This is a genomic window from Flammeovirga sp. EKP202, assembly GCF_014534745.1.
Lineage (GTDB): Bacteria > Bacteroidota > Bacteroidia > Cytophagales > Flammeovirgaceae > Flammeovirga.
Map to the genome: position 1 here is coordinate 148,314 of NZ_JACVVP010000003.1, position 21,403 is coordinate 169,716.

Here is a 21,403-nt window from a genome sequence, read left to right on the forward strand (position 1 = left end):
CAACATTAAATTATTGAAGAAATGAATGCAGTCGCACCAATAAAGAAAGTGAAAAAGACGAAGAAACATATAGAAGAAGGTAGTAATTGGAAAATCACTCCTGAACTACCTCAATTGGAATATAATTGGGAAAAAGGAAACGACCCCATTACTAGAGAAGAAGTAGAAGCATTCTTCAACTCTGAGCCAATCAAAGAATTGAAGAAGGAAATCTGTTTTGCTGGTAAGCGTTTATGGCAAAAAGGTTATGTAGATGGTAACGGTGGTAATATTACTGTTAGAGTTGGTGATAACTTAGTTTTATGTACGCCAACATTGATCTCTAAAGGAGTAATGAAGCCAAAAGATATCTGTTTGGTGGATATGGAAGGTAACCAAAAAGCAGGTATCCGTCCAAGAACAAGTGAAGTGATGACGCACTTAGCGATCATGAGAAGAATGCCTACAGCAAAAGCTTGTGTGCACGCTCACCCTCCTCACGGTACTGCCTTCGCTATTGCTTCAATTGTACCCCCAACAGGTGTAATTCCAGAAGCTGATATCTTCTTAGGTCAAATGGGATTGGCAAAATATGAAACGCCAGGTTCACCAGAAAATGCAGAGGTAATTGGAGAAACAGCAATCGATCACCAAGCAGTATTAATGGAAAACCACGGTGTAATCGTTTGGGGTAGCCATATTGAAGATGCTTACTGGAAAATGGAAAACGTAGAGGCAATCTGCCAAACAGTAGCAGTAGCGACTACAGTTTCTCCTGAGATTTCTTGTGTAGGTATTGAAAAAGCACGTGATATGATCGCTATCAGAGAGAAGTTAGGAATGTACGACAAGCGTTCTAACTGGTCTGATGATGAGTTACTTCAAAATGACTTCTACCAAAAAGCAAAAGTAATCAACAGAAGATAATTGATGTGTGTGTCGGTTAATAGTGTGACTCATTTTTTAAATTACATTATTCAACTTTTTAAGCTACAGACGCCTACTTGTTAAGTTGGAATTGAAAGGGATTATCAATTTTTTCAAAAGTGACTTTATTTTTAGCTTAACAGAGATCACTAATAAGTACTTCTAGTACTTAAGTATTGCTTGCTTTTATGCAAGCAATACTTTTTCAAACCAATTGAACGGATTTAATCTGTTCTTTAATGATGAAATGGAAGATTTTAGAATACCTTAAGATTGTAAGCTGATCCACCTCCATTTCAGTTTGTGAGATTGTTGATTCGAAATGGAATAGAAATTATTTGATTGAAAATTAACCTAATCACGTTCTTCAATGATAGATTCTAAAAGAAGAGTAAGACTTGTTCAGCGCTCTACTATCACACAAGAACAACCATTTAATACTTGATTAAACTTACACCCTAACCTTTAGTTCAACAGTTATGGAAATTGGATTATTTATACCTTGCTATATAAATCAGTTTTATCCTGAAGTAGCAAAAGCTACGCTTAAGCTATTACAAAAGTATGGAAATGTAACTTACCCATTGAGTCAAACTTGTTGTGGTCAGCCAATGGCCAATTCAGGATGTGAAAAAGATGGAGTGGATGCTCTTAAAGTATTCTACGATAATTTTAAAGATTTTGATTACGTAGTTGGACCTTCTGCAAGTTGTGTCTTACACGTAAGAGAGCATGGAGCTCATTTATATCCAACTATGGCCCCGATGATTGATAAAGTATTTGACCTAACGGAGTTCATTTATGATGTAATCAAAGAAAAAGAGCTTCAAGCTGAATTTCCTCATAAAGTGGCAATTCATAAGAGCTGTCATGGACTAAGAGGAATGCGTTTGGGTCAATGTTCAGAAAGAGTCACTTGTGATGTTTCAAAGCAAGATGTACTCGTGGAGCAGGTAACAGGAGTGACATTGATCCAACCAAAAAGAGCGGATGAATGCTGCGGATTTGGAGGTACTTTTAGTGTTTCCGAACCAGACATCTCGGTACGAATGGGTACAGATAGATTGAAGGATTATATCGAGTCAGGAGCTGAATACATCACTTCTGGAGATATGTCGTGTTTAATGCACCTTGATGGTATCATTCAGCGTGAAAAGCTACCTATTAAGGTGATTCATTTGGCTGAAATTTTAGCTTCGGAAATCAACTCAACAACTACTGATAAAGAAAAAGCTTATGTCAACGCAGTATAAAAATCATCCGGCAGGGGCGAAAGCATTTAATAAAAACCCTGAAAGAGTTTCTTGGCACGACAAAGCACTATGGTTTGTTCGTGAAAAAAGAGATAAAGCAACACACGGTATTCCAGAATGGGAAGAGCTAAGAGAGATTGCAGCTCAAATCAAAGCACATACATTATCTCATTTAGATAAATATTTATTGCAATTTGAAGAACAAGCACAAGCCAATGGCATTCATGTACATTGGGCTAAAGATGCTCAAGAACACAATGATATTGTATTGTCTATTCTTCAAAAGCACAATGTGAAAAACGTTGTGAAAAGTAAGTCCATGTTGACGGAGGAATGTAGCTTGAACCCCCACCTCAACCAACATGATATTGATGTGGTGGATACTGATTTGGGTGAACGCATTGTGCAGTTAGCCAAAGAACATCCAAGTCATATTGTACTACCTGCTATCCATAAGAAAAAGGAAGAAGTAGGAGAACTTTTCCATGAGCATCTTAATACTGAAAAAGGAGCCACTGACCCCACTTACTTAACAAGAGCAGCAAGAGAACACCTTAGAGACAAGTTTTTACAAGCGGACGCAGCCATTACAGGAGTCAACTTTGCGGTGGCTGAATCAGGTGGTTTTGTCGTTTGTACCAACGAAGGTAATGTAGATATGGGAGCCAATTTAGCTCCAGTTCATATTGCTTGTATGGGGATCGAGAAGATTATTCCCAAGGTAGAACATCTAGGGGTTTTCTTAAGACTATTGGCTAGAAGTGCAACAGGACAAGCCATTACTACTTACAGCTCACATTTCCATAAACCAAAAGGCGGTAAGGAGATGCACATTGTTTTAGTAGATAATGGTAGAACGGAACAATTGAGTAGAGATGATTTCAGAAAGTCATTGAATTGTATTCGTTGTGGTGCTTGTATGAACACTTGCCCGATTTACAGAAGAAGCGGCGGTCATAGCTATACTTATACTATTCCAGGTCCAATCGGTTCTATTTTATCTCCAGGAAAGGACTTGAAGAAACATAGCTCGTTGCCATTTGCTTCTACACTATGTGGATCTTGTAGTGATGTTTGCCCAGTAAAAATTGATATTCATACACAACTCTATAAATGGAGACAGATCATTATGGAAGAAACCAACTATGATCCAGCCAAGAAGTTGAGTATGAAAATGGCAGGTAAAGCCATGGGGAATCCTAAGTTATTTAAGATGATCAGTAAAGTAGGAAATACCTTCTTGAAAGGCCCAAGAGTGTTGATTTATAATCCATTGAACACTTGGGGGATAAAAAGGGAATTACCTGTTCCTACACAAACATTTGATGATTGGTACAAGAAAAACAATTCATAAAATGACAGCAAAAGAAAAAATCTTAAGTAATATAAAAGACCTTCAATTACCCTCTAAAGCGCTGCCTTTGGTGCCTATTTTTGAAGGACTATCCGATGATAAACACAGCTTCTTCTTGGAAACATTAGAGACGTTGGGTGTTGAAGTAATCATCAGTGAAGACAAAGCGGCGTTAGCCCAGCTTGTCGCTGAACGAGCGGAAGAAGGACCAGTTTATTCTCCAATTTCTGAACTAGGTTATACCAATACTTTAGAAAATACTGAAATGGCAGATCTTAACCTTTCGGTGATTGAAGGAGAATTAGGGGTAGCGGAAAATGGAGCCATATGGGTAGAGGGAGATGCTTTAACAGAAAGAGCATTGACCGCTATTGGTTCTCATTTGATGATTGTTTTACCTTATCAAAAAGTAGTCTGGAACATGCATGAGGCGTACACTTATGTAGAACCAAGACAAAGTGGATATGGAGTATTTATTTCAGGTCCATCTAAAACAGCAGATATTGAGCAGTCATTAGTAAAAGGTGCTCATGGTGCCAAATCGTTGACTGTCTTTATCCAAAAATAAAAGAAGGGGTAGACCATAGTGTCTACCCTTATTGTTCAAAGAAAATCTCATAAAGAATCATGCAATCTTTTTAATTACCTTCTTAAATACACTGTAAACTAAGTTTTCGAATATTGATAGTGATTAGAAATCAGGAGATTTCTGATGATCTGTAGGGCACGAATGACGCTATCGCTTAACATTCGCACCATTGAGCTTTCTACCATTTTAGTTTGGTAGTATCACCCCCTGGCCTTGAAGGGAAAAGCGTTAAGAATTTCATGGAATGAGCCGTTAAAAATGATTTTTTTGTTTGAGCAAAGCGAGTTTAAAATCATTGAGGCGAGAGAAATGGAATTTAGCTTTTGACTTCTAAGCCTAGATTTTTTGCTTCGTTTTTCATCGATGGAAAAATGAAGAAGAAGGAAGCTTGAAAGTAGACCCTATAAATGCTTGTAGAAAGATCGATTGGAAGTAACGAGAACTTTGTTTTAACTTTTAAAAAAATTCTTATCACTAGTAAACAACACACTACCTTTTACACCTAGTGATATTATTATTCATCTAAGTATTTACTTAAGTACCAACATCAAAATTACCTTCCACCGCTTATTTTTTATACAGTTAATGCGATAAAGTAGAATTTGTTACATGAGATGTTTATCAAAAATAAAAGGGTTACCAACTAATTTTGAGTCAGTACTTCTCAGACTTATATCTATTACTAAATTATGATTTACACTGAAAAATCTAAAGCTAACCTGGACACTTTTACGTCACCGGTCGGAATTGCTGTTGATCGATTCATCGCACAAAGACAAAGCGAATTTCCTCATGCCACGGGAGAATTATCTCAATTATTGAGAGATATCGTTATTGCATCTAAAATTATTAGTAGAGAAATTAATAGGGCAGGACTTAGTGGAATTGAAGGAATGACAGAAGACGAAAACATTCAGGGTGAACCTCAAAGAATGTTGGATGTTATTGCTGAATACCGATTTAAGAAAGCTTTAATTAATGGAAAACAGGTTTGTGCCATCTTATCTGAAGAGAGTGATGAGGTGATCGACACTGGAAATTATGATGCAAAATATGTAGTGGCCATTGATCCGTTGGATGGATCTTCTAATGTGGACGTTAATGTTTCTGTAGGAACAATTTTTTCAATTTACAAAAGAGTGAGTCCACAAGGGCAACCTTTCACCAAAGAAGATTTCTTACAAGAAGGTACAAAACAAGTGGCGGCAGGGTATATTTTGTATGGATCATCTACCATGTTAGTGTACACTACAGGGTGTGGTGTGAATGGTTTTACATACGAACCGTCACTAGGAGAATACTTTTTATCTCATCCTAATATTATCCAACCTCAAGATGGAGAATATTACAGCGTGAATGAAAGAGATAAAGATGAATTTTCTAGAGATGTGAAAACGTATCTTTACGAGTTGAAGTCTAAGAAAAAAGGAACAAGATATGTAGGTTCTTTAGTATGTGATTTCCATAGAAACTTACTAAAAGGCGGCGTATACCTTTATCCTGCAACAGATCAATATAAAAAAGGAAAATTGAGATTAATGTATGAATGTCACGCATTGGCCTTTATCACTGAACAAGCAAAAGGACGTGCAACGAATGGTGATATTCGTATTATGGACATTAAGCCACAAGCCTACCATGAACGAACGCCAATTATTATCGGTTCTAAAGGTTTAGTAGATGAGTTTGAAGACGTGCAAAAGTTGATTAGTTTCAAATAAAAGAGAAATAAATGAAGAGATATTATCAACAGTAATCATTTACAGCCCTATATATACAACAAAGCCTTCAGATTTTCACCTGAAGGCTTTGTTGTTATTCGCAGTTCACTCTTACATTAGCAGATGTCTTTGTGATTAACGGCGAGACATTTTTAATACTTTCTTTTGTAGTTTTGCAACATCATCACCAGCGATCATTCCAGCCAAAATTGCCTTATTGTAAGCTTCGATAGCCATATCTTTCGCACCATTTAATGCTAAATAGTCACCTTTGATTTCTAAATTTTCAGCGTTTTCGTTGATAGCGATTGACTTTTCAATCCAAACAAAAGCTTCACTTAAGTTCGCTTTCAACTCGATACATCTTTCAGCAGCGTTTGAATAAACTGCCCAATCAGTAGCGGCAGCGTTTTCAACAGCAGCACGTAGTTTTGAAATTTCATTATCATCTTTATCAGTAGGGTTAGCGAATGAAGGGCTAACAGTGATGATTGCAACTAACGCGATTACTAAAAGTTGTTTTAAAGATTTCATGGCTATATATATTTTTTGTTTTTTGATTCGATTAAATACACTTTACCTTATACTAAAGGCTTGCCAATAATAATTATGTACTTGATAGTTAGAGTTTTATGTTTGATTCCTCGGGTTTTAAGTGTAAATCGTACATAGTTTTCATTACATATTTGAACAATTTGTTCGTAATCGATCACTTTTTGTTGAATTTTTCGAAATATAATTCTGTATTAGAATATTTATTTACATTTATTTAAAATTATATTCTTTAATTAATGTAGTATACATTGTTTTTATTCTGAGCGGAAAGATTTCTTAACCAATATGTTTAAAATCTTTAAAAGAAGTAGATAGGTTATTTATGATTTTTATAATTATTGTGCTTATAAATTATAAATCGTTTAAATATTTTCTTTTTTGAAAGTAATTATTTGAGATATTATCATATTAACGCCTGCTTCATATAAAATTAATGTGAAGTGTACGCTTTTGAAATCTCCCCATTTCAAGACGTAAAAAAAGCCCAGTTTCGAGCAGTTATAAAGCTTGAAATTGAGTACTACTAAAAAGACTTCTCGGCTTATTCATTGAGTATTTCAGTACTACCAAACAAATTGGGTAGAAGGTCCAATGGCACAAATATTTATAGATGATGTTATTTGTATCTTGTGGTTCCCGAGGGCGTTATAATACAGTTGTTTTTTGATCTGTAACAAAAATGCAGAAGAAGGAAGTTCGAAAGTAGCTCCTATAAATGTTTGCAGAAAGGTCGAGTAAAAGTTGACGAAAATTTATGGCATTTAGAAATCAGGAGATTTCTAATGATCTGAAGGACACGAATACCGCTATCGCTTAACATTCGCGCCAGTGGTCTTTCTAATCAATTCGTTAGGTAGTACTTTCTTCGGCCTTGAAGGGAAAAGCGTTAAGAATTTCATGTATTGAGCCGTTAAAAATGATTTTCTTGTTCGAGCTTTAGCGAGTTTAAAATCATTTAGGCGAGAGCAATGGAATTTAGCTTTTGACTTCTAAGCCTTGAATTTTTGCTTCGTTTTTCATCAATGGAAAAATGAAGAAGAAAGAAACTTGAAAGTAGATCCTATAAATGCTTGCAGAAAGGTCGAGTAAAAGTTGATGATAAAAAACAAGGCCTATAAGTTTTCACTTATAGGCCTTCATCTATCGTTCATGTTTAGTAGTATCCGTCTCTCGTAGGCTATTTTTTAGCGACGAGATAACTTCAATACTTTCTTTTGTATTTTAGAAACATCTTCGCCAGCAAGCATTCCTGCTAAAATAGCTTTGTTGTATGTTTCAATGGCCATGTCGTCTGCTCCATTTAATGCTAAGTAATCTCCTTTGATTTCTAAGTTCTCAGCATTAGCGTTGATCGCAATTGATTTTTCGATCCAAACATAAGCTTCACTTAAGTTCGCTTTCAACTCGATACATCTGTCTGCCGCATCAGCGTAAGCTTCCCAGTCAGTAGCTGTTGCGTTTTCAACCGCAGCACGTAATTTGTCAATCTCGTTATCTTCGTTATCAGTAGGATTAGCGAAAGAAGGATTTACAGTGATGATTGCAAATAACGCTAGAACTAAAAGTTGTTTTAAAGATTTCATGACTATATATATTTTGTGTTTTCTTGTATCATTGAATTATGCTTTACTATATACTAAAGACTTGCCAAAGTGAGTTAATTAATTGTTTTTCAATATGTTGAGTTGGTTTTGTTGGGTTTTAAGTGTAAATGGAACACTGTTTTTATTGCGTATCTGAACAACTTGTTCGTAAACGGTCACTTTTTGTATTTTATGTCAGAATATTATTCTGTTTCATTGTGCATGTTTACATTTATTTAGAATAATATTTTATGATTGCTCTTAAATATCTTGCTTTTGTTTTGTTGAGTAAGATTCGTTAGCTGTAATATTTAAAACCTTTTGAAATAGTAGAGATGTTATTTATTATTTTCGTAAAAAATTACCTAATAAATTTATAATACTGTAAAATTTCACCATTTTTCAAGTTTTTATTTTAGATATTATTAAATGCGTGCCAGTTTCATATAAAATTAACGTAAGGTGTACGTTTTTGAAAAAGGAGGGAAATTGAGTGTTCATGTTAGTTAGAAATCGTGAGATTTCTAATGTTTTTTAGGTACGAATGACGGTATCGCTAAAAATTCATGCTTGTGGATTGTCTAGAATTTAAGTTTGGTAGTTTGAAAGTAGATGCTAGAAAGCTTGTACAAATTTTAATTGAAAGTAATCCATAAAAAATGCTCAATCCCAAACCTAAATAAAGCTTGAAATTGAGCATTGAACCGTTGAGCAGTCAAACCCAGAATTGTTAAAATCTATTGCTTAATAAACACCTTGTGGTCTTCTCTTTCATCCGTTACAATTTTGAAAACATAAACACCTTTTGGTAAGAATTCAATATTGATACTTTCACTTTTAGAAAGAGGAGACTGTTGCATTAATTTGCCATTCATATCATAAATGAAAAATTGAGCATTAACAGGGTTGAACATTTCCTCAATGGCATAGTTCAACTTTGATTGAGCAGGGTTAGGGTATAGTTTCCAGTTGATATTTTTAAATTGATCATCAATACTAGTCACATCACCTCTTTTATTTTCAAAATAAAGTACTACGTCTTCATTTGATTTGATGTCTTTGATTTCGATGTAAAACTTGCCAGAGCTACTTGCTGTTACATCTACTCTGTCTTTCTCTTCATAAGTGTAGGCATTGTAGACATAGAAAGTATATTCATCACGAGGAAGGCCGTCCACTTGGAATGTGATGTTTCTAAGATTCTTTCCGTTTCCGTGAATAAAGGCATAGCCATGTCTGTTTCTAAGCACCATTCCTTGCCCTTCAAGGTCTTCACTGTTTACAAATGTGAGTTCCTTAATTTCATTGTCACTCTTTGTCGTCATTTTCTCCGTAAATTCAGCTAAGAATTCAAACTTGTCGTAAGCATTCCAAACCTCATAGTTTTCCCACCACCATGTCATAGGAATGATTGATGTTTTTTCAAACATGCCCAACCACATTGTTTTTTGTAAATCTTTGATCCATTTGGCTTCATCATTATTATTAGGAGGCATAAAGTCCAATCCCATTTCACCTACTACATAAGGTTTTTGATGCTTATTCGTTAACTCTTGAATTTTTTGAGCCATACCGCCTACAGAACCATAAAGGTGAGATTGAATAAGGTCTAATTCCTGAACATCAAAAAGGCCATTCACGGTATTATGACTAATACTTGTCGTAACAATATGCTCATGATAATCGATCGATTTTAAATACTTACTCATGATATCATGCCATTCCACTACATCAGCAGGATTTACATTTTGTCCATCATAGATAATTGTATTGTCGACCTCATTAAAAAATTCAATAGCACCTACCGAAGTAGAGTACCCCCAACGTGCTACGATGTATCTTAATCTGTTTTTATAAAGTCTTCTTGCTTCTTCAAACGTGAAAAAGTCGTTAGGATTAACACAACCTGCTAATTGTTGGTAAGGGTGATCTTTCCATACATTATTACCCCAACCGTCATTATTATTGACCCAAAGTGCACCGTGGAAATCCATCGCCAACATTAAATACAGATCATTTTTTTCGGCTTCATCAATCATGTATTCAATACGTGCCAAACCTTCAGGGTGGTAGCCCACGCCATTATAATCATTGTATCGGTCTGAACCGACTTTGTTCCATTCGATCGGTAAGTTCCAAGGTACATTCAACCAAGTTCTTACAAAGTTGATTTGATGTGATGCTAATAAATCAAACCAGAAGTCATAGGTATACTTTGGGTTTTCACTGTTTCTAGCTTCCCAGCCCATATTCAAACCAAAACCTCTGAAACCATCACCATTATCAAAAACCAAGTTGTTGTAGTTTTTGTCAACAGTATGAAGGAAACCTGGATTTTCACTTTCAATCGCATTAAATGTAAAAGAAGTGGAAGTTGTACTTTGCTCATCTGTTACAACAGTAATAGTATAAGTATATTCTCCAGTAGTTCTAGGAGCGATTCTTAATCCCCAAGTAGAGTTATCACTATCGCCTTCTAAAAAGAAAAGAGGATAATTAATAGTGCTTGCATCAGGTAATGTGATCGATGCACTTACATCTATATGTTGAGGATCGTAAGGATTTTCAAAGTCTGCCTTTACTTTTACAAGTGCTTCAAACTTATCAAAAGTAGTAATAGTAGTGCTTTCAGTGTTGACCTCTAAAATTTCAGGCTGAACAGTAGAAGCGAATAAGTGAAGCTGAAGTACTAAGAATAAAAAAATGAATAGCTGTAAAAATTTCATATATCATACTCATTAAATGAAAGATTAAGTACCCGTACAAAAAGTAATGTTTGTTTTGCATTAGTACGGTTGTAAAGGTAGATAGGAGATAAGGCCTGCACTACTACTTTTGTGTTACAACATGATACTTTTTTGAATATTGCACGAATTTATATCATTAATAGATACTTTTTGGAGCATATTGCAATGTATTTATATTAACAATTTCAAAAAAGTATCACTATTGCGTTTTATCCTATAAGATTGCATCACTTCCCCCCTTTACATTTGTATTCATGTCGTCGTCAATCTTTTTTTTATCTGAACAGGTGAGGAAATGAAGTTCAAATTTATTCCTCAGCTGTTATTAGGAATCAGGGCAAGAAATAGTCTTTCTTTCCTTGGGGCCTTTAAACCTAAATGAACATGAAACTTACAAAATTTGAAGGAAATCCAGTATTATCTCCACATGCATCCAACGAGTGGGAAAACTTGGTAGTGTGTAACCCTGGAGCGTGGTATGAAGACGGGAAGTTTTATATGATGTATCGAGCAGCGGGAGACGATTTTGACCATAAGATCTATTTTGGTCTTGCTGAAAGTGAAGATGGTTTTAACTTCAAAAGAGTGCAAGATCAACCTGTTTTTTCTCCTTCAGAAGATGGGCCTGACTCAGGATGTGTGGAAGATCCAAGAATTGTAAAATTTGGTGATACTTTCTATATCACTTATGCGTACAGAGCATTCCCTCCAGGACAATATTGGAAATACAGTTATGATGCTGTTGTGGCTCCTGAAATGGATGAATTTCATCCGGAACTATTAAAGAAAAACATTGCCAATACGGGCTTAGCTATTTCTAAAGACTTAAAGAATTTCCGTAGGGTAGGAAGAATCACAAAACCTGAATTGGATGACCGTGATGTGATTATTTTCCCAGAAAAAGTAAATGATAAATACTATATGTTACACCGCCCGAAAGAGTGGATCGGTGAGGAGTATGGTACGGAATACCCTGCAATATGGATTCAATCTTCTGATGATATGGTCAATTGGAAGCATGAATCTGACTTACTATTAAAAGGTGAAGAATGGTGGGAAGTGAAAGTAGGTGGCAACACTCCTCCTGTGAAAACGGACGAAGGATGGGTGATGCTTTACCATGGTGTGGACAAGGACAACTGCTATAGAGTTGGAGCTTGCCTGTTGGACTTAGAAGATCCTACAAAGATCTTGTACAGAACCAAAGATTATATCATGGAACCTGAAGAAGACTGGGAAAAAAGCGGTCTTTATAAGTGGGGTGTGGTCTTCCCAACAGGAAATGTTTTAGTTGATGACACACTGTACATTTATTATGGCGGTAGTGATCAATATTGTGGTGTAGCGACTTGCGATATCCATGAGCTAGTTTCTTTCATTAAGGATAATACGAAAGAAACTACTTTGGTAATGGATTAATGTGTTATTTAGGGTCCCGTTTCAACTGGGACCTTAATTTTTTTAAGAAATGATTTTTTTGATTTCAATATCGCAAGTATTAAGTCAGAATACGTCACTAAAGTTCAGTTTCAGATGATACTATTGCTTAATTAGGTTGTGAACCAAGAATGGTATTTAGAAATCGGGAGATTTCTGATGATCTATAGGTCACGAATGACGCTTACGCTTAACATTCGCGCCATTGGAACAACTACCCTATTCGTTTGGTAGTGCTCTCCCGGCCTTGAAGGGAAAAGCGTTAAGAATTTTATGGATTGAGCCGTAAAGAATGATTTTCTTGTTTGAGCGCAGCGAGTTTAAAATCATTTAGGCGAAAGGAATGAAATTTAGCTTTTGACTTCTAAGCCTTGAATTTTTTGCTTCGTTTTTGTTTCAAGACAAAAATGAAGAAGAAGGAAAGCATGGAAGTAGATCATAGAAAACTAGTAGAAATGTTGATTGAAAGTGAACAGTAGTTTACTATATGCTCAACACTAGAGGGGCGTTTTGTAAAATGACTGCACCTTGCTTATTATATGAAATGAAATATACAGATTTAAATTAAAACTTATGGACTTCCAAATGAGCAACATAGACTTATGCTTTGTTGTTGTTTATATCGTAATCATACTTTTCTGGGCTTTCAAAAATGCAAATAATTCGGATTCAGAATCTTATTTTCTTGCAGGAAGAAATATGTCCTGGAAAGCAGTGGGCTTATCTTTGTTTGCCGCTTCGGTTTCGTCCACTACATTAATTGGCCAATCTGCCGAAGGCTTTAAAACAGGGTTAGCCGTTTTCAATTACCAATGGGTTTCCATTTTGGTAATGATCTTTTTTGCCATGTTCTTTCTTCCTTTTTATATCAAATCAGGAGTGTATACCATGCCTGAGTTTTTGGAAAAAAGATACGATAAAAGACCGAAGACCTTCTTTTCCATTATCACTATTATTGGCAATGTATTTTTAGATGCGGCAGCCGCATTATATTCAGGAGCACTAATTATTCGATTGATCTTTCCTGAAGCCGACTTAGCTACAGTAATTTATATTATGGCTATCATAGCAGGATCATATACCATCTTTGGAGGTCTATCTTCTGCTATCAATGCCGAACTTGTTCAAGCCGTTATTTTGATCATCGGTTCTATTATCCTTTCTTATTTAGCCTTTGCAGAAATTGGCGGATGGGACGTACTGATGGACCGTTTCAGTGATGGAATGTGGTTGCATTTAGTAAGACCAATGGACGATGCCACCACCCCATGGTTAGGTATTATTTTAGGTATTCCTGTACTCGGTTTTTATTTCTGGGGAAATAACCAAGTGATGGTGCAAAGAGTACTTTCTGCAAAATCAATTGAAGACGGACGTAAAGGTGTTTTATTTGTAGGTTTCCTCTATATCTTCACCTTATTTATCTTCATTTTCCCAGGTTTATGTGCCCGTTTGATGAATCTTTTTGAGGTAGAAGTTCCATTATCCATGTTCGGTAATGAAGTCACAAAATTAGTAGATGTCAATGAAATCTACCCAAGACTGATCATGAGTTTAATGCCAGTAGGCTTAATGGGAATTATTATGGCCGCTATGATTTCAGCATTAACTTCTACCTTATCCGCGTCCATCAATTCGGCCTCGACCTTATTGACAATGGATTTTTACTCCAACGCATTTCCGAATACCTCAAAAGAAAAGCTGGTAAAAGTAGGGCAAGTGATTTCCGTAATCATCTTGATCACCGCTGCAGTTTGGGCTCCCAATATCCAGAAATTCGGCTCACTAGTAGATTACTATCAAGAAATGGCCTCTTACTTGGCACCTCCAATTGTGACCATTTTCTTCTTAGGCTTATTCTGGAAGCGTGCCAATGCCAACGGCGCCTTTGCCACATTATTAGTGGGAGCTATTACTGCCGTAGGTTTATTGCTTTTCAAAAACAAAACCTTCCTAGCAGACGTTCACTTTTTATTAATGGTACCGATTCTAGTTTCTATTAGTGTAGCGGTTTGTGTGATCGCTTCCGTGAGTACCAAAGCTCCTTCTGCATTACAATTAAAAGGCAACCTATGGACTACAGAAATATGGCATGAAGAGACCAAAGAATTGAAAAATAGCAAATGGTATCATAACTTTAGAGTACAAGCCATAATTTTAGCTGTTTTAGCGATTCTTTCTTTTGTCATTTTTATTTAGAATAAAGTAAACAACAATATAGCTCATGAAGGTCTTTCCAGAAATAACACCGGTAAGTGACGAAAATCTATTTGTCTTACAACATCATTTGAATGCAGATTTTGATTATCCTATTCACCTGCATGATGATTTTGAACTGACCCTAGTGGAAGGTTGTAACGGACGAAGGATTGTAGGCAATTCCGTGGAAAATTATGAGCAGGAAGATTTAGTGTTTTTAGGTCCCAACATTCAACACAAATGGATGAAAGAAGAGGGGTCTACCGACAAGCCATGTGTGACTACTTTACAGTTTAAAAGAAGTATCATTTCAGATTCATTATTAAAGAAAAATGAATTTGAAAGTATCAGAACCCTCTTTTCTAACTCAGGTAAAGGCGTCGTTTTTGAAGGAACAGACCGCTATAGAATCAAGCTGATATTAAAAGACTTGGTGATCAGTTCGGGCTTCGAAAGAGTAATATTATTTTTCAACCTCTTACATCAACTCGGCATCAGCCAAGAGACAAGATCACTAGCTTCTGATGGTTTCATCGGCGTGCATCCACAAGAGACAAGCCGAAGAATCAACAAGGTATTGGAGTTTATTTTTGAAAACTACAACCGCCCAATTGATGTCAAAGAAGCTGCACTTTTGATCAATATGAGTGATTCCGCTTTCAGTCATTTCTTCAAAAAAAGAACAGGCAAAAGCTTTATCAAATTCCTCAACGATATCCGATTAGGCAAAGCCGCCTTCTTCCTGATCAATTCAAATAAAAATATTGCCGAAATCTGCTACGAATGCGGTTTCAATAACCTCTCAAATTTCAACCGTCAATTCAAAAAATTCAAAGGTCTGACCCCTTCCGATTTTAGAAAGTCATTGGCGGATCTGCAGACGGCATAGTTGGCTTTTTTTAGAAATCAGGAGATTTCTGATGATTCATAGGACACGAATGACGCTGTCGCTTAACATTCGCGCCATTGAGGGAGTACATTCCCCTAGCGCAAATGTTAAGCGACAGCGTCATTTGTGCTTTAAAGATCACAAGAAGTCTCCGACTTCTAACGAAAATCATTCATCATATTATATAGAATTCGTTTCGCAAAAACTGCAATAAGGCTATCTTTACACCCTTATTGCTTTTGAATAGCAGGAATGTGTAGAAAGACTTATAATTTTGATAAAATGCACCAACTGATCCAAACCAGTGACCGATCATCATTTGCGTATTACACCGTAAAAAATAGAATAGCTTCTATTGTAGAAAAATTGATAGCACATTATCAGTTGACTTCAGATTCAAAATTATCAGTATTTAAGCAGACGATTCCTGATGCACCACTGCCATTGCTTCAAGAATTGGAAACGGAAAATGCCCTCCAAAATCAATTTATCAAGGAAATCAACGAAGCAATTACCCAAGAGCAATATAGATGGGATAACGCTCCATTTATTGTAATAGAAAGCTATTTCTATCACAAGTTATTAGAACTGACAAAACAGGATGGTATTCAAGAAGATTACTTTTCATTTATCAAAAATGACTTTAATGCCAAGACTTTTGAGAATATGCAGAAAAGTTATGCTGAATATCAAAAGTTGTCCACACATACTGTTGATAACTTTGGTGCATTGTTGAAATTGGATCTTTTAGGAAATAAAGCGGACCTAAGCCAAAGTTCAGATACTTATTCACAAACTTCAGCAAGTAGTATTTTGATTGATCATTCCGCTGAAGTATTTGAAAAAATAGAAAACAGTCATCAAATTGATATTATTTTGGATAATGCAGGAGAAGAACTTTTTGCAGATCTGATTTTATCACATTACTTACTGACTAAAACGGATGTAAAAGAAGTAGTATTACATTTTAAAATAATGCCTTACTTCGTTTCAGATGCACTGATTTCAGACTTCAATTATTTGACGCATTCCTTAAAACAACAAGAAGACTTAAAAGACTTTGCAGAAGAAATTGAGGCACTCATTCAAAGCAATCAGCTTACCTTGAAAAGCCACGAATATTGGTCGAGTTCCAATGACTATAAAAACATTCCATCCCAATTAAACCAAACTTTAAGTCAATCCGATTTATTGATTTTCAAAGGAGATTTAAACTACAGAAAATTAGTAGGGGATTATGACTACGATTGTACCATTAAAACCAACACATTAGTCGACTACCTTCCAACCGACTGCTTGATGCTTCGCGTATTAAAATCAGAAGTGATGGTAGGATTGGAAGCTTCCGAAATTCCTTCAGAAAGTGATCATAGTTGGAAGTATAATGGAGAATATAGTTTGATGGAATTGGTGGAAAGTAATTAGAAATCAGGAGATTTCTGATGATCCATAGGACACGAATGACGCTGTCGCTTAACATTCGCGCCATTGAGAGCAGTAAGTTTCCCTAGCGCAAATGTTAAGCGATAGCGTCATTTGTGCTTTAAAAATCACAAGAAGTCTCCGACTTCTAAAAAAAGAGAATATATATATTACATTGATTTCATATTTTAGTATCATCGTAATACAGATTACAACGATTCATAAACTAGCTAAAATATGAGTAGGAAATATAAGTTTAACGATCAAACGAAATGTTATTTTGTAACACTTACTGTTACTGAATGGGTGGATGTCTTCACAAGAAAAGAATACATTGATATCATAATAGATAGCTTAACATTTTGTCAAAAAAATAAAGGGTTACAGATCCATTCATATGTCATAATGACCAATCATCTTCACCTAATTATCTCAACCAAAGAGGGGGGCGAGAAATTAGAATTTATCCTAAGAGATTTTAAGAAGTATACATCACAAAATATTAGAAAAGCGATTGAGCAAAACCCAAAAGAAAGCAGGAAAAAATGGATGTTATGGCTATTTAAATCTTCAGCCAATCCTGCAAAGCAAAACTTCCAATTTTGGCAACACTATAATTTTCCAATTCAATTAAGTAGTCCAAAACTATTGGATCAGAAGATGAATTATATACACAATAATCCAGTTCGAAATGGTGTAGTAAATGAACCAGAAGAATATATGTACAGCAGTGCCCGTCACTACAGCGGCAAGAAGTACACTGTTCTCGAAATTGATTTTGTATAAACATGTTTTTTAGAAATCAGGAGATTTCTGATGATCTGTAGGACACGAATGCCGCTATCGCTTAACATTCGCGCCATTGAGGTAGCATTATGTTTCCCTAGCTAAAATCTTAAGCGACAGCGTCATTTGTGCTTTAAAAATCACAAGAAGTCTCAGACTTCTAACAAAAAAAAGCCCTAAAAGAGTTACAAAAACTTCCTCAAAGAAAGGATCATTCCCAAATGTATTCCTTCATGGAAACTACAAAACACTAAAGCATCTTCAAGGTTAGAAATTGTAAATCCTGTTTTGGTTTGTCTCTCATTATAATGCTTGAAAATTCCTTCCTCCAAGTCTTTTTCAAGTTGGTCCAAAGTACTGAAAAGTAAACCTTTGATTTCGTCTACCTCATCTTGCGTGGTATTGCCATCAGGGACAGTGCCATTCGTGTATTTATCGACCATATCTTTCGTTACATGAATAGGCAAGTCAGAAGAACGGTAAATCAATCCTTGCTGAGCCACGATAAGATGACCGATATTCCAGATGATATTGTTTCTGAACCCTTCCGGAATTTTGTTTAATTGTTCCAGAGAATATCCATCAATAAACTTAGAGAGGATGTGGTGGTTTGTTCTTAAGTTCTTTAAAATAGCTTGTTCCATAGTTCTTTCATTTAAAATGGTAATAGATGAGATGATTTAATACCTCATAGTTAGTAAATTGAAATTTAAAAAGAGAAAGATTTATTAAATAAGTTGGTCCATTGTAAACTTACAATCGATCATTCTACAAGATTTTTATGACCCACTGGCGCGAATGTTAAGCGTAAGCGTCATTCGTGCCCTACAGATCAACAGAAATCTCCTGATTTCTAAAACCACATTCAATATCTCACCCATGAAAACCAAAATAATTTTCTCTTTAAAATTGCACCCTAATTTCAAGGATAAATTTACTATTACACCAACAGTAATTCATTGATATTTACTTACAGAAATGAATCAAAGACAAACAACTCTACAAGTATGAAAAAAAATGGACTAATGCTATGGCTCTTTTTTAGTATTTCAATGCAACTATTGGCGCAAAACCCGATTATCACCAACATCTACACTGCTGATCCTACGGCAAGGGTGTACAACGGAAAACTATATATTTATCCGTCACATGATGTACCTTGGAATCCGGAGTGGGAGAAATTGGGTGCCGTAAAAGAAGGGCATGGGCATGTGATGACAGACTACCATGCTTTTTCTACAACTGACTTGGTCAACTACACGGATCATGGCGTGATTGTAGCCCAAAAAGACGTTCCTTGGGGCAACAAAGTGGGGTATGGAATGTGGGCACCTTGTATCACTTACAAAGAAGGAACTTACTATTATTACTTTCCCAATACGCCCGCAGATAAAAGCGGTTTCCGTCAGATCGGACTTGCTACAGCCACACAACCTGAAGGTCCCTTTACCATTGAGCCGAATTATATTGATGGGTTAAAAGGCATCGATCCCAATCCGTTTATTGACGATGATGGACAAGCGTATATGTATTGGGGAGGAGGAAAAGGAAATTCTCTAAGAGTAGTCAAACTTACTCCTGATATGAAAGCCGTAGAAGGAGAAACGTTAGCGATTGAAAATCTACCACAAGAGTACAAAGAAGGACCATTTGTCTTCAAAAGAAACGGTATTTATTACTTGACTTTCCCGCACAATAAAGACACAAAGAACAGTACAGAAGAGATTGGTTATGCCATAGGGAAAAGTCCATTAGGGCCTTTCGAATACAAAGGAACAATTATGGACCGTTTTAAGGATTGCTGGACGAATCATCATTCTATTGTAGAATACAAAAAACAATGGTATATGTTTTACCATCACAACGACATCTCAAATACAGGTCACCTAAGATCCATATGTGTAGACAGTTTATTTTTTGAGGAAGACGGTTCCATCCGAAAAGTCATTCCAACATTGAGAGGAGTAGGACTTACTTCCGCTTCAGACACCATACAAATGGATCGTTATTCCCAAATCCATAATGCAGAAATTGGTTTTACTCAAAAAGCAGGAATTCCAGAGTGGAAAGTAACCAAAGCCAAAACAGACAGTTGGGTACAATACAACTCCGTCAACTTCGACAACAAACCAAAGTATATAAAATTAAAGCTGAAACACACTGGCCAAAAAGGATATGTAGAGATACGAGAGAATTCTAAAAATGGCCCATTAATCGCCAAAGCATTAGTGGATAATACGAATGATAAATGGCAAACGGTCAAAGCTAAATTGGGCCATAAACCGAAAGGAACGACCAACCTTGTATGCGTTTTCGAATCAGATGCTGAGATGGAGTTGGATTGGGTGTTGTTTTCTAAAAAGTAACCCCTAGCGCAAATGTTAAGCGACAGCGTCATTTGTGCTTGAAAGATCATTAGAAGTCTCTGACTTCTATCAATATACATTGTATTTTAGGATACCCACATTCAAGAAGGATTGAGTGTGGGTTGTTTTTTGAATGACGGAATATTATTTAGATGTGGTTAGTTGAGTTAAATAAATGGTTTTGGGATTATTTATTACCTTTATTTATAGTTAAATCCTAAAGGATATTTTTTTATGAATAACAAAGCAAACATAACGAAGCTAATACTTCAATTACTATTTATTTTACTACCACTCTTTGTTTTTGGAAATGGAGGACCAGTTCACGGATGTTTTACTCAAAAATCAGGTAACCTAAAATTGATCTCAAAGAAAGATATTAAAGTTTTAAGTGAAGACTTAAATATTGAATTGACTGATCAATATGTAAAGGTCAAAGTAATATATAGGCTAAAAAATTTAGGTGAAACAGATAATGTCAAGTATGGATTTCCTATAGATTACGTTAAAGGTGATGAATATAGTCATGTAAGCTATTGTAAAACCGTTTCAAATTTTGATTTTAGCTTTAATGGGAAAGCTTTGGAATATTATGTTGAAGAGGAAACAAATAAATCAAAAATTAAAGGTCCTTTTATTGATGAAGGTTATACGATGTCAAGAGATTGGTATGTAACTGAATTAAAACTTGAGGCAGGACAAACGGTACTTTTAGAAGTTTCTTACTCTATTAGTTCACATTATTATTATTGGGGAAGAGATACTGATTCACGTTTTTCAAGAACAACAAATACAAGGTTTTTATATGATTTGTCACCATGTGGATTTTTTGGTGATGGTGTGATCGATACACTTTCTTTATCAATTAAAAAGCCAGATAACTTATGTTTTGAACAGATTACTATTAAAGGTTTGGAAGAATTAACTTATCACAATAATTACATTGGGTGGTATGGAGAAAATTATAACCCATCTGATAAAACGTTAGAAATAGAATATAGGATCGACCCTACTAATTTTGAAACTTCAGAAAAAACAGATCACTTAAATAAAAGTGTTGTCAAGAATATTAATGTCTCATCAACATTAAAAGGATACCCTAAAGAAAATTTAATTGATTTAGATGATAAAACGGCTTGGGTAGAAGGTGTCAATGGAATGGGAAAAGGGGAATGGATTGAGTTTGAATTTAATGAAAAAGTATTTATTAATGGGATTGGGATACTAAATGGATATTATAAAAATGGAACTGTTTATAATCAAAATAATAGGATTAAGTCATTGGAATTAAGTATTAAAGTGGAAGATATTGAAGAAAATTATTTAACGAATGATACGACTGTTATTGAATTACAACCCCAATGTTATTATGATGATCATTTCTATGAAAATGTTCAAATTATTTATGACTTTGGCGAGTTAGGATTAATATATAATAGTGTTGATGAAATGGTAGAAAAATCTAATTCCACTTTGAAAGTGAAAATCAAGATACTAGAAACTTATTCTGGTGAAAAATATGATGATACTTGTATTTCGGAAGTACTGTTTTATGGTTATGCAAGGGATAATCAATAATGTACTATATTATTTCGT

16 protein-coding genes are annotated in these 21,403 nt (G+C 35.4%); 12 read left to right on the forward strand and 4 right to left on the reverse strand.

All coding sequences use genetic code 11. The features are described 5' to 3' along the window. The first annotated feature begins 21 nt into the window (after positions 1 to 21). From IC221_RS02755 to fbp, 5 genes are all read left to right on the forward strand, one after another. Complete coding sequence (locus tag IC221_RS02755; RefSeq protein ID WP_188167492.1) at positions 22 to 906, forward strand: class II aldolase/adducin family protein; 885 nt, start codon at positions 22 to 24, stop codon at positions 904 to 906. A gap of 479 nt (positions 907 to 1,385) precedes the next feature. Further along, on the forward strand, positions 1,386 to 2,159 hold the full coding sequence (locus tag IC221_RS02760) for a (Fe-S)-binding protein (protein ID WP_188167493.1): 774 nt from the start codon (positions 1,386 to 1,388) through the stop codon (positions 2,157 to 2,159). Further along, on the forward strand, positions 2,143 to 3,513 hold the full coding sequence (locus IC221_RS02765) for a lactate utilization protein B (RefSeq protein ID WP_188167494.1): 1,371 nt from the start codon (positions 2,143 to 2,145) through the stop codon (positions 3,511 to 3,513). The genes IC221_RS02760 and IC221_RS02765 overlap by 17 nt, the downstream gene beginning before the upstream one ends. A gap of 1 nt (position 3,514) precedes the next feature. Beyond that, positions 3,515 to 4,081, forward strand: coding sequence for an LUD domain-containing protein (locus tag IC221_RS02770; RefSeq protein ID WP_188167495.1), 567 nt, complete (start codon positions 3,515 to 3,517; stop codon positions 4,079 to 4,081). Positions 4,082 to 4,791: 710 nt separating this feature from the next. Next, a complete protein-coding gene (gene fbp, locus IC221_RS02775) occupies positions 4,792 to 5,823 on the forward strand; it encodes a class 1 fructose-bisphosphatase (protein ID WP_188167496.1) in 1,032 nt (343 codons plus the stop codon). Between the two features lie 135 nt (positions 5,824 to 5,958). Here fbp and IC221_RS02780 read toward each other — a convergent pair whose 3' ends face one another. From IC221_RS02780 to IC221_RS02790, 3 genes are all read right to left on the reverse strand, one after another. Next, positions 5,959 to 6,357, reverse strand: coding sequence for a hypothetical protein (locus IC221_RS02780; RefSeq protein WP_188167497.1), 399 nt, complete (start codon positions 6,355 to 6,357; stop codon positions 5,959 to 5,961). A 1,205-nt stretch (positions 6,358 to 7,562) separates the two neighbouring features. Further along, a complete protein-coding gene (locus IC221_RS02785; RefSeq protein ID WP_188167498.1) occupies positions 7,563 to 7,961 on the reverse strand; it encodes a hypothetical protein in 399 nt (132 codons plus the stop codon). A 737-nt stretch (positions 7,962 to 8,698) separates the two neighbouring features. After that, positions 8,699 to 10,687, reverse strand: a complete 1,989-nt coding sequence (locus IC221_RS02790) for a T9SS type A sorting domain-containing protein (RefSeq protein WP_188167499.1) — start codon at positions 10,685 to 10,687, stop codon at positions 8,699 to 8,701. 405 nt (positions 10,688 to 11,092) lie between these two features. Here IC221_RS02790 and IC221_RS02795 point away from each other — a divergent pair, with 405 nt between their 5' ends. The 5 genes from IC221_RS02795 (at position 11,093) to IC221_RS02815 (ending at position 17,441) form a co-directional block, all read left to right on the forward strand. Beyond that, a complete protein-coding gene (locus IC221_RS02795; protein ID WP_188167500.1) occupies positions 11,093 to 12,127 on the forward strand; it encodes a glycosidase in 1,035 nt (344 codons plus the stop codon). A 603-nt stretch (positions 12,128 to 12,730) separates the two neighbouring features. Continuing rightward, positions 12,731 to 14,344 carry a sodium:solute symporter gene (locus IC221_RS02800; protein ID WP_188167501.1) on the forward strand — a complete coding sequence of 538 codons (1,614 nt, stop codon included), beginning with the start codon at positions 12,731 to 12,733 and terminating at the stop codon, positions 14,342 to 14,344. Between the two features lie 25 nt (positions 14,345 to 14,369). Beyond that, positions 14,370 to 15,233 carry an AraC family transcriptional regulator gene (locus tag IC221_RS02805; RefSeq protein WP_188167502.1) on the forward strand — a complete coding sequence of 288 codons (864 nt, stop codon included), beginning with the start codon at positions 14,370 to 14,372 and terminating at the stop codon, positions 15,231 to 15,233. Positions 15,234 to 15,515: 282 nt separating this feature from the next. Continuing rightward, on the forward strand, positions 15,516 to 16,658 hold the full coding sequence (locus IC221_RS02810) for a damage-control phosphatase ARMT1 family protein (protein ID WP_188167503.1): 1,143 nt from the start codon (positions 15,516 to 15,518) through the stop codon (positions 16,656 to 16,658). A gap of 234 nt (positions 16,659 to 16,892) precedes the next feature. Further along, positions 16,893 to 17,441: a transposase gene (locus IC221_RS02815; RefSeq protein WP_188167504.1), complete on the forward strand. Its 549-nt coding sequence runs from the start codon at positions 16,893 to 16,895 to the stop codon at positions 17,439 to 17,441. Positions 17,442 to 17,626: 185 nt separating this feature from the next. On the opposite strand, the gene IC221_RS02820 is transcribed toward IC221_RS02815, so the two are convergent. Then, positions 17,627 to 18,085, reverse strand: a complete 459-nt coding sequence (locus IC221_RS02820) for a DinB family protein (protein WP_188167505.1) — start codon at positions 18,083 to 18,085, stop codon at positions 17,627 to 17,629. Between the two features lie 363 nt (positions 18,086 to 18,448). Between IC221_RS02820 and IC221_RS02825 the strand changes: the two genes are divergently transcribed. Both IC221_RS02825 and IC221_RS02830 read left to right on the forward strand, forming a co-directional pair. Beyond that, positions 18,449 to 19,807 carry a family 43 glycosylhydrolase gene (locus IC221_RS02825; RefSeq protein WP_188167506.1) on the forward strand — a complete coding sequence of 453 codons (1,359 nt, stop codon included), beginning with the start codon at positions 18,449 to 18,451 and terminating at the stop codon, positions 19,805 to 19,807. Between the two features lie 234 nt (positions 19,808 to 20,041). Continuing rightward, positions 20,042 to 21,385: a discoidin domain-containing protein gene (locus IC221_RS02830; RefSeq protein ID WP_188167507.1), complete on the forward strand. Its 1,344-nt coding sequence runs from the start codon at positions 20,042 to 20,044 to the stop codon at positions 21,383 to 21,385. The last annotated feature ends 18 nt before the right edge of the window (positions 21,386 to 21,403 follow it).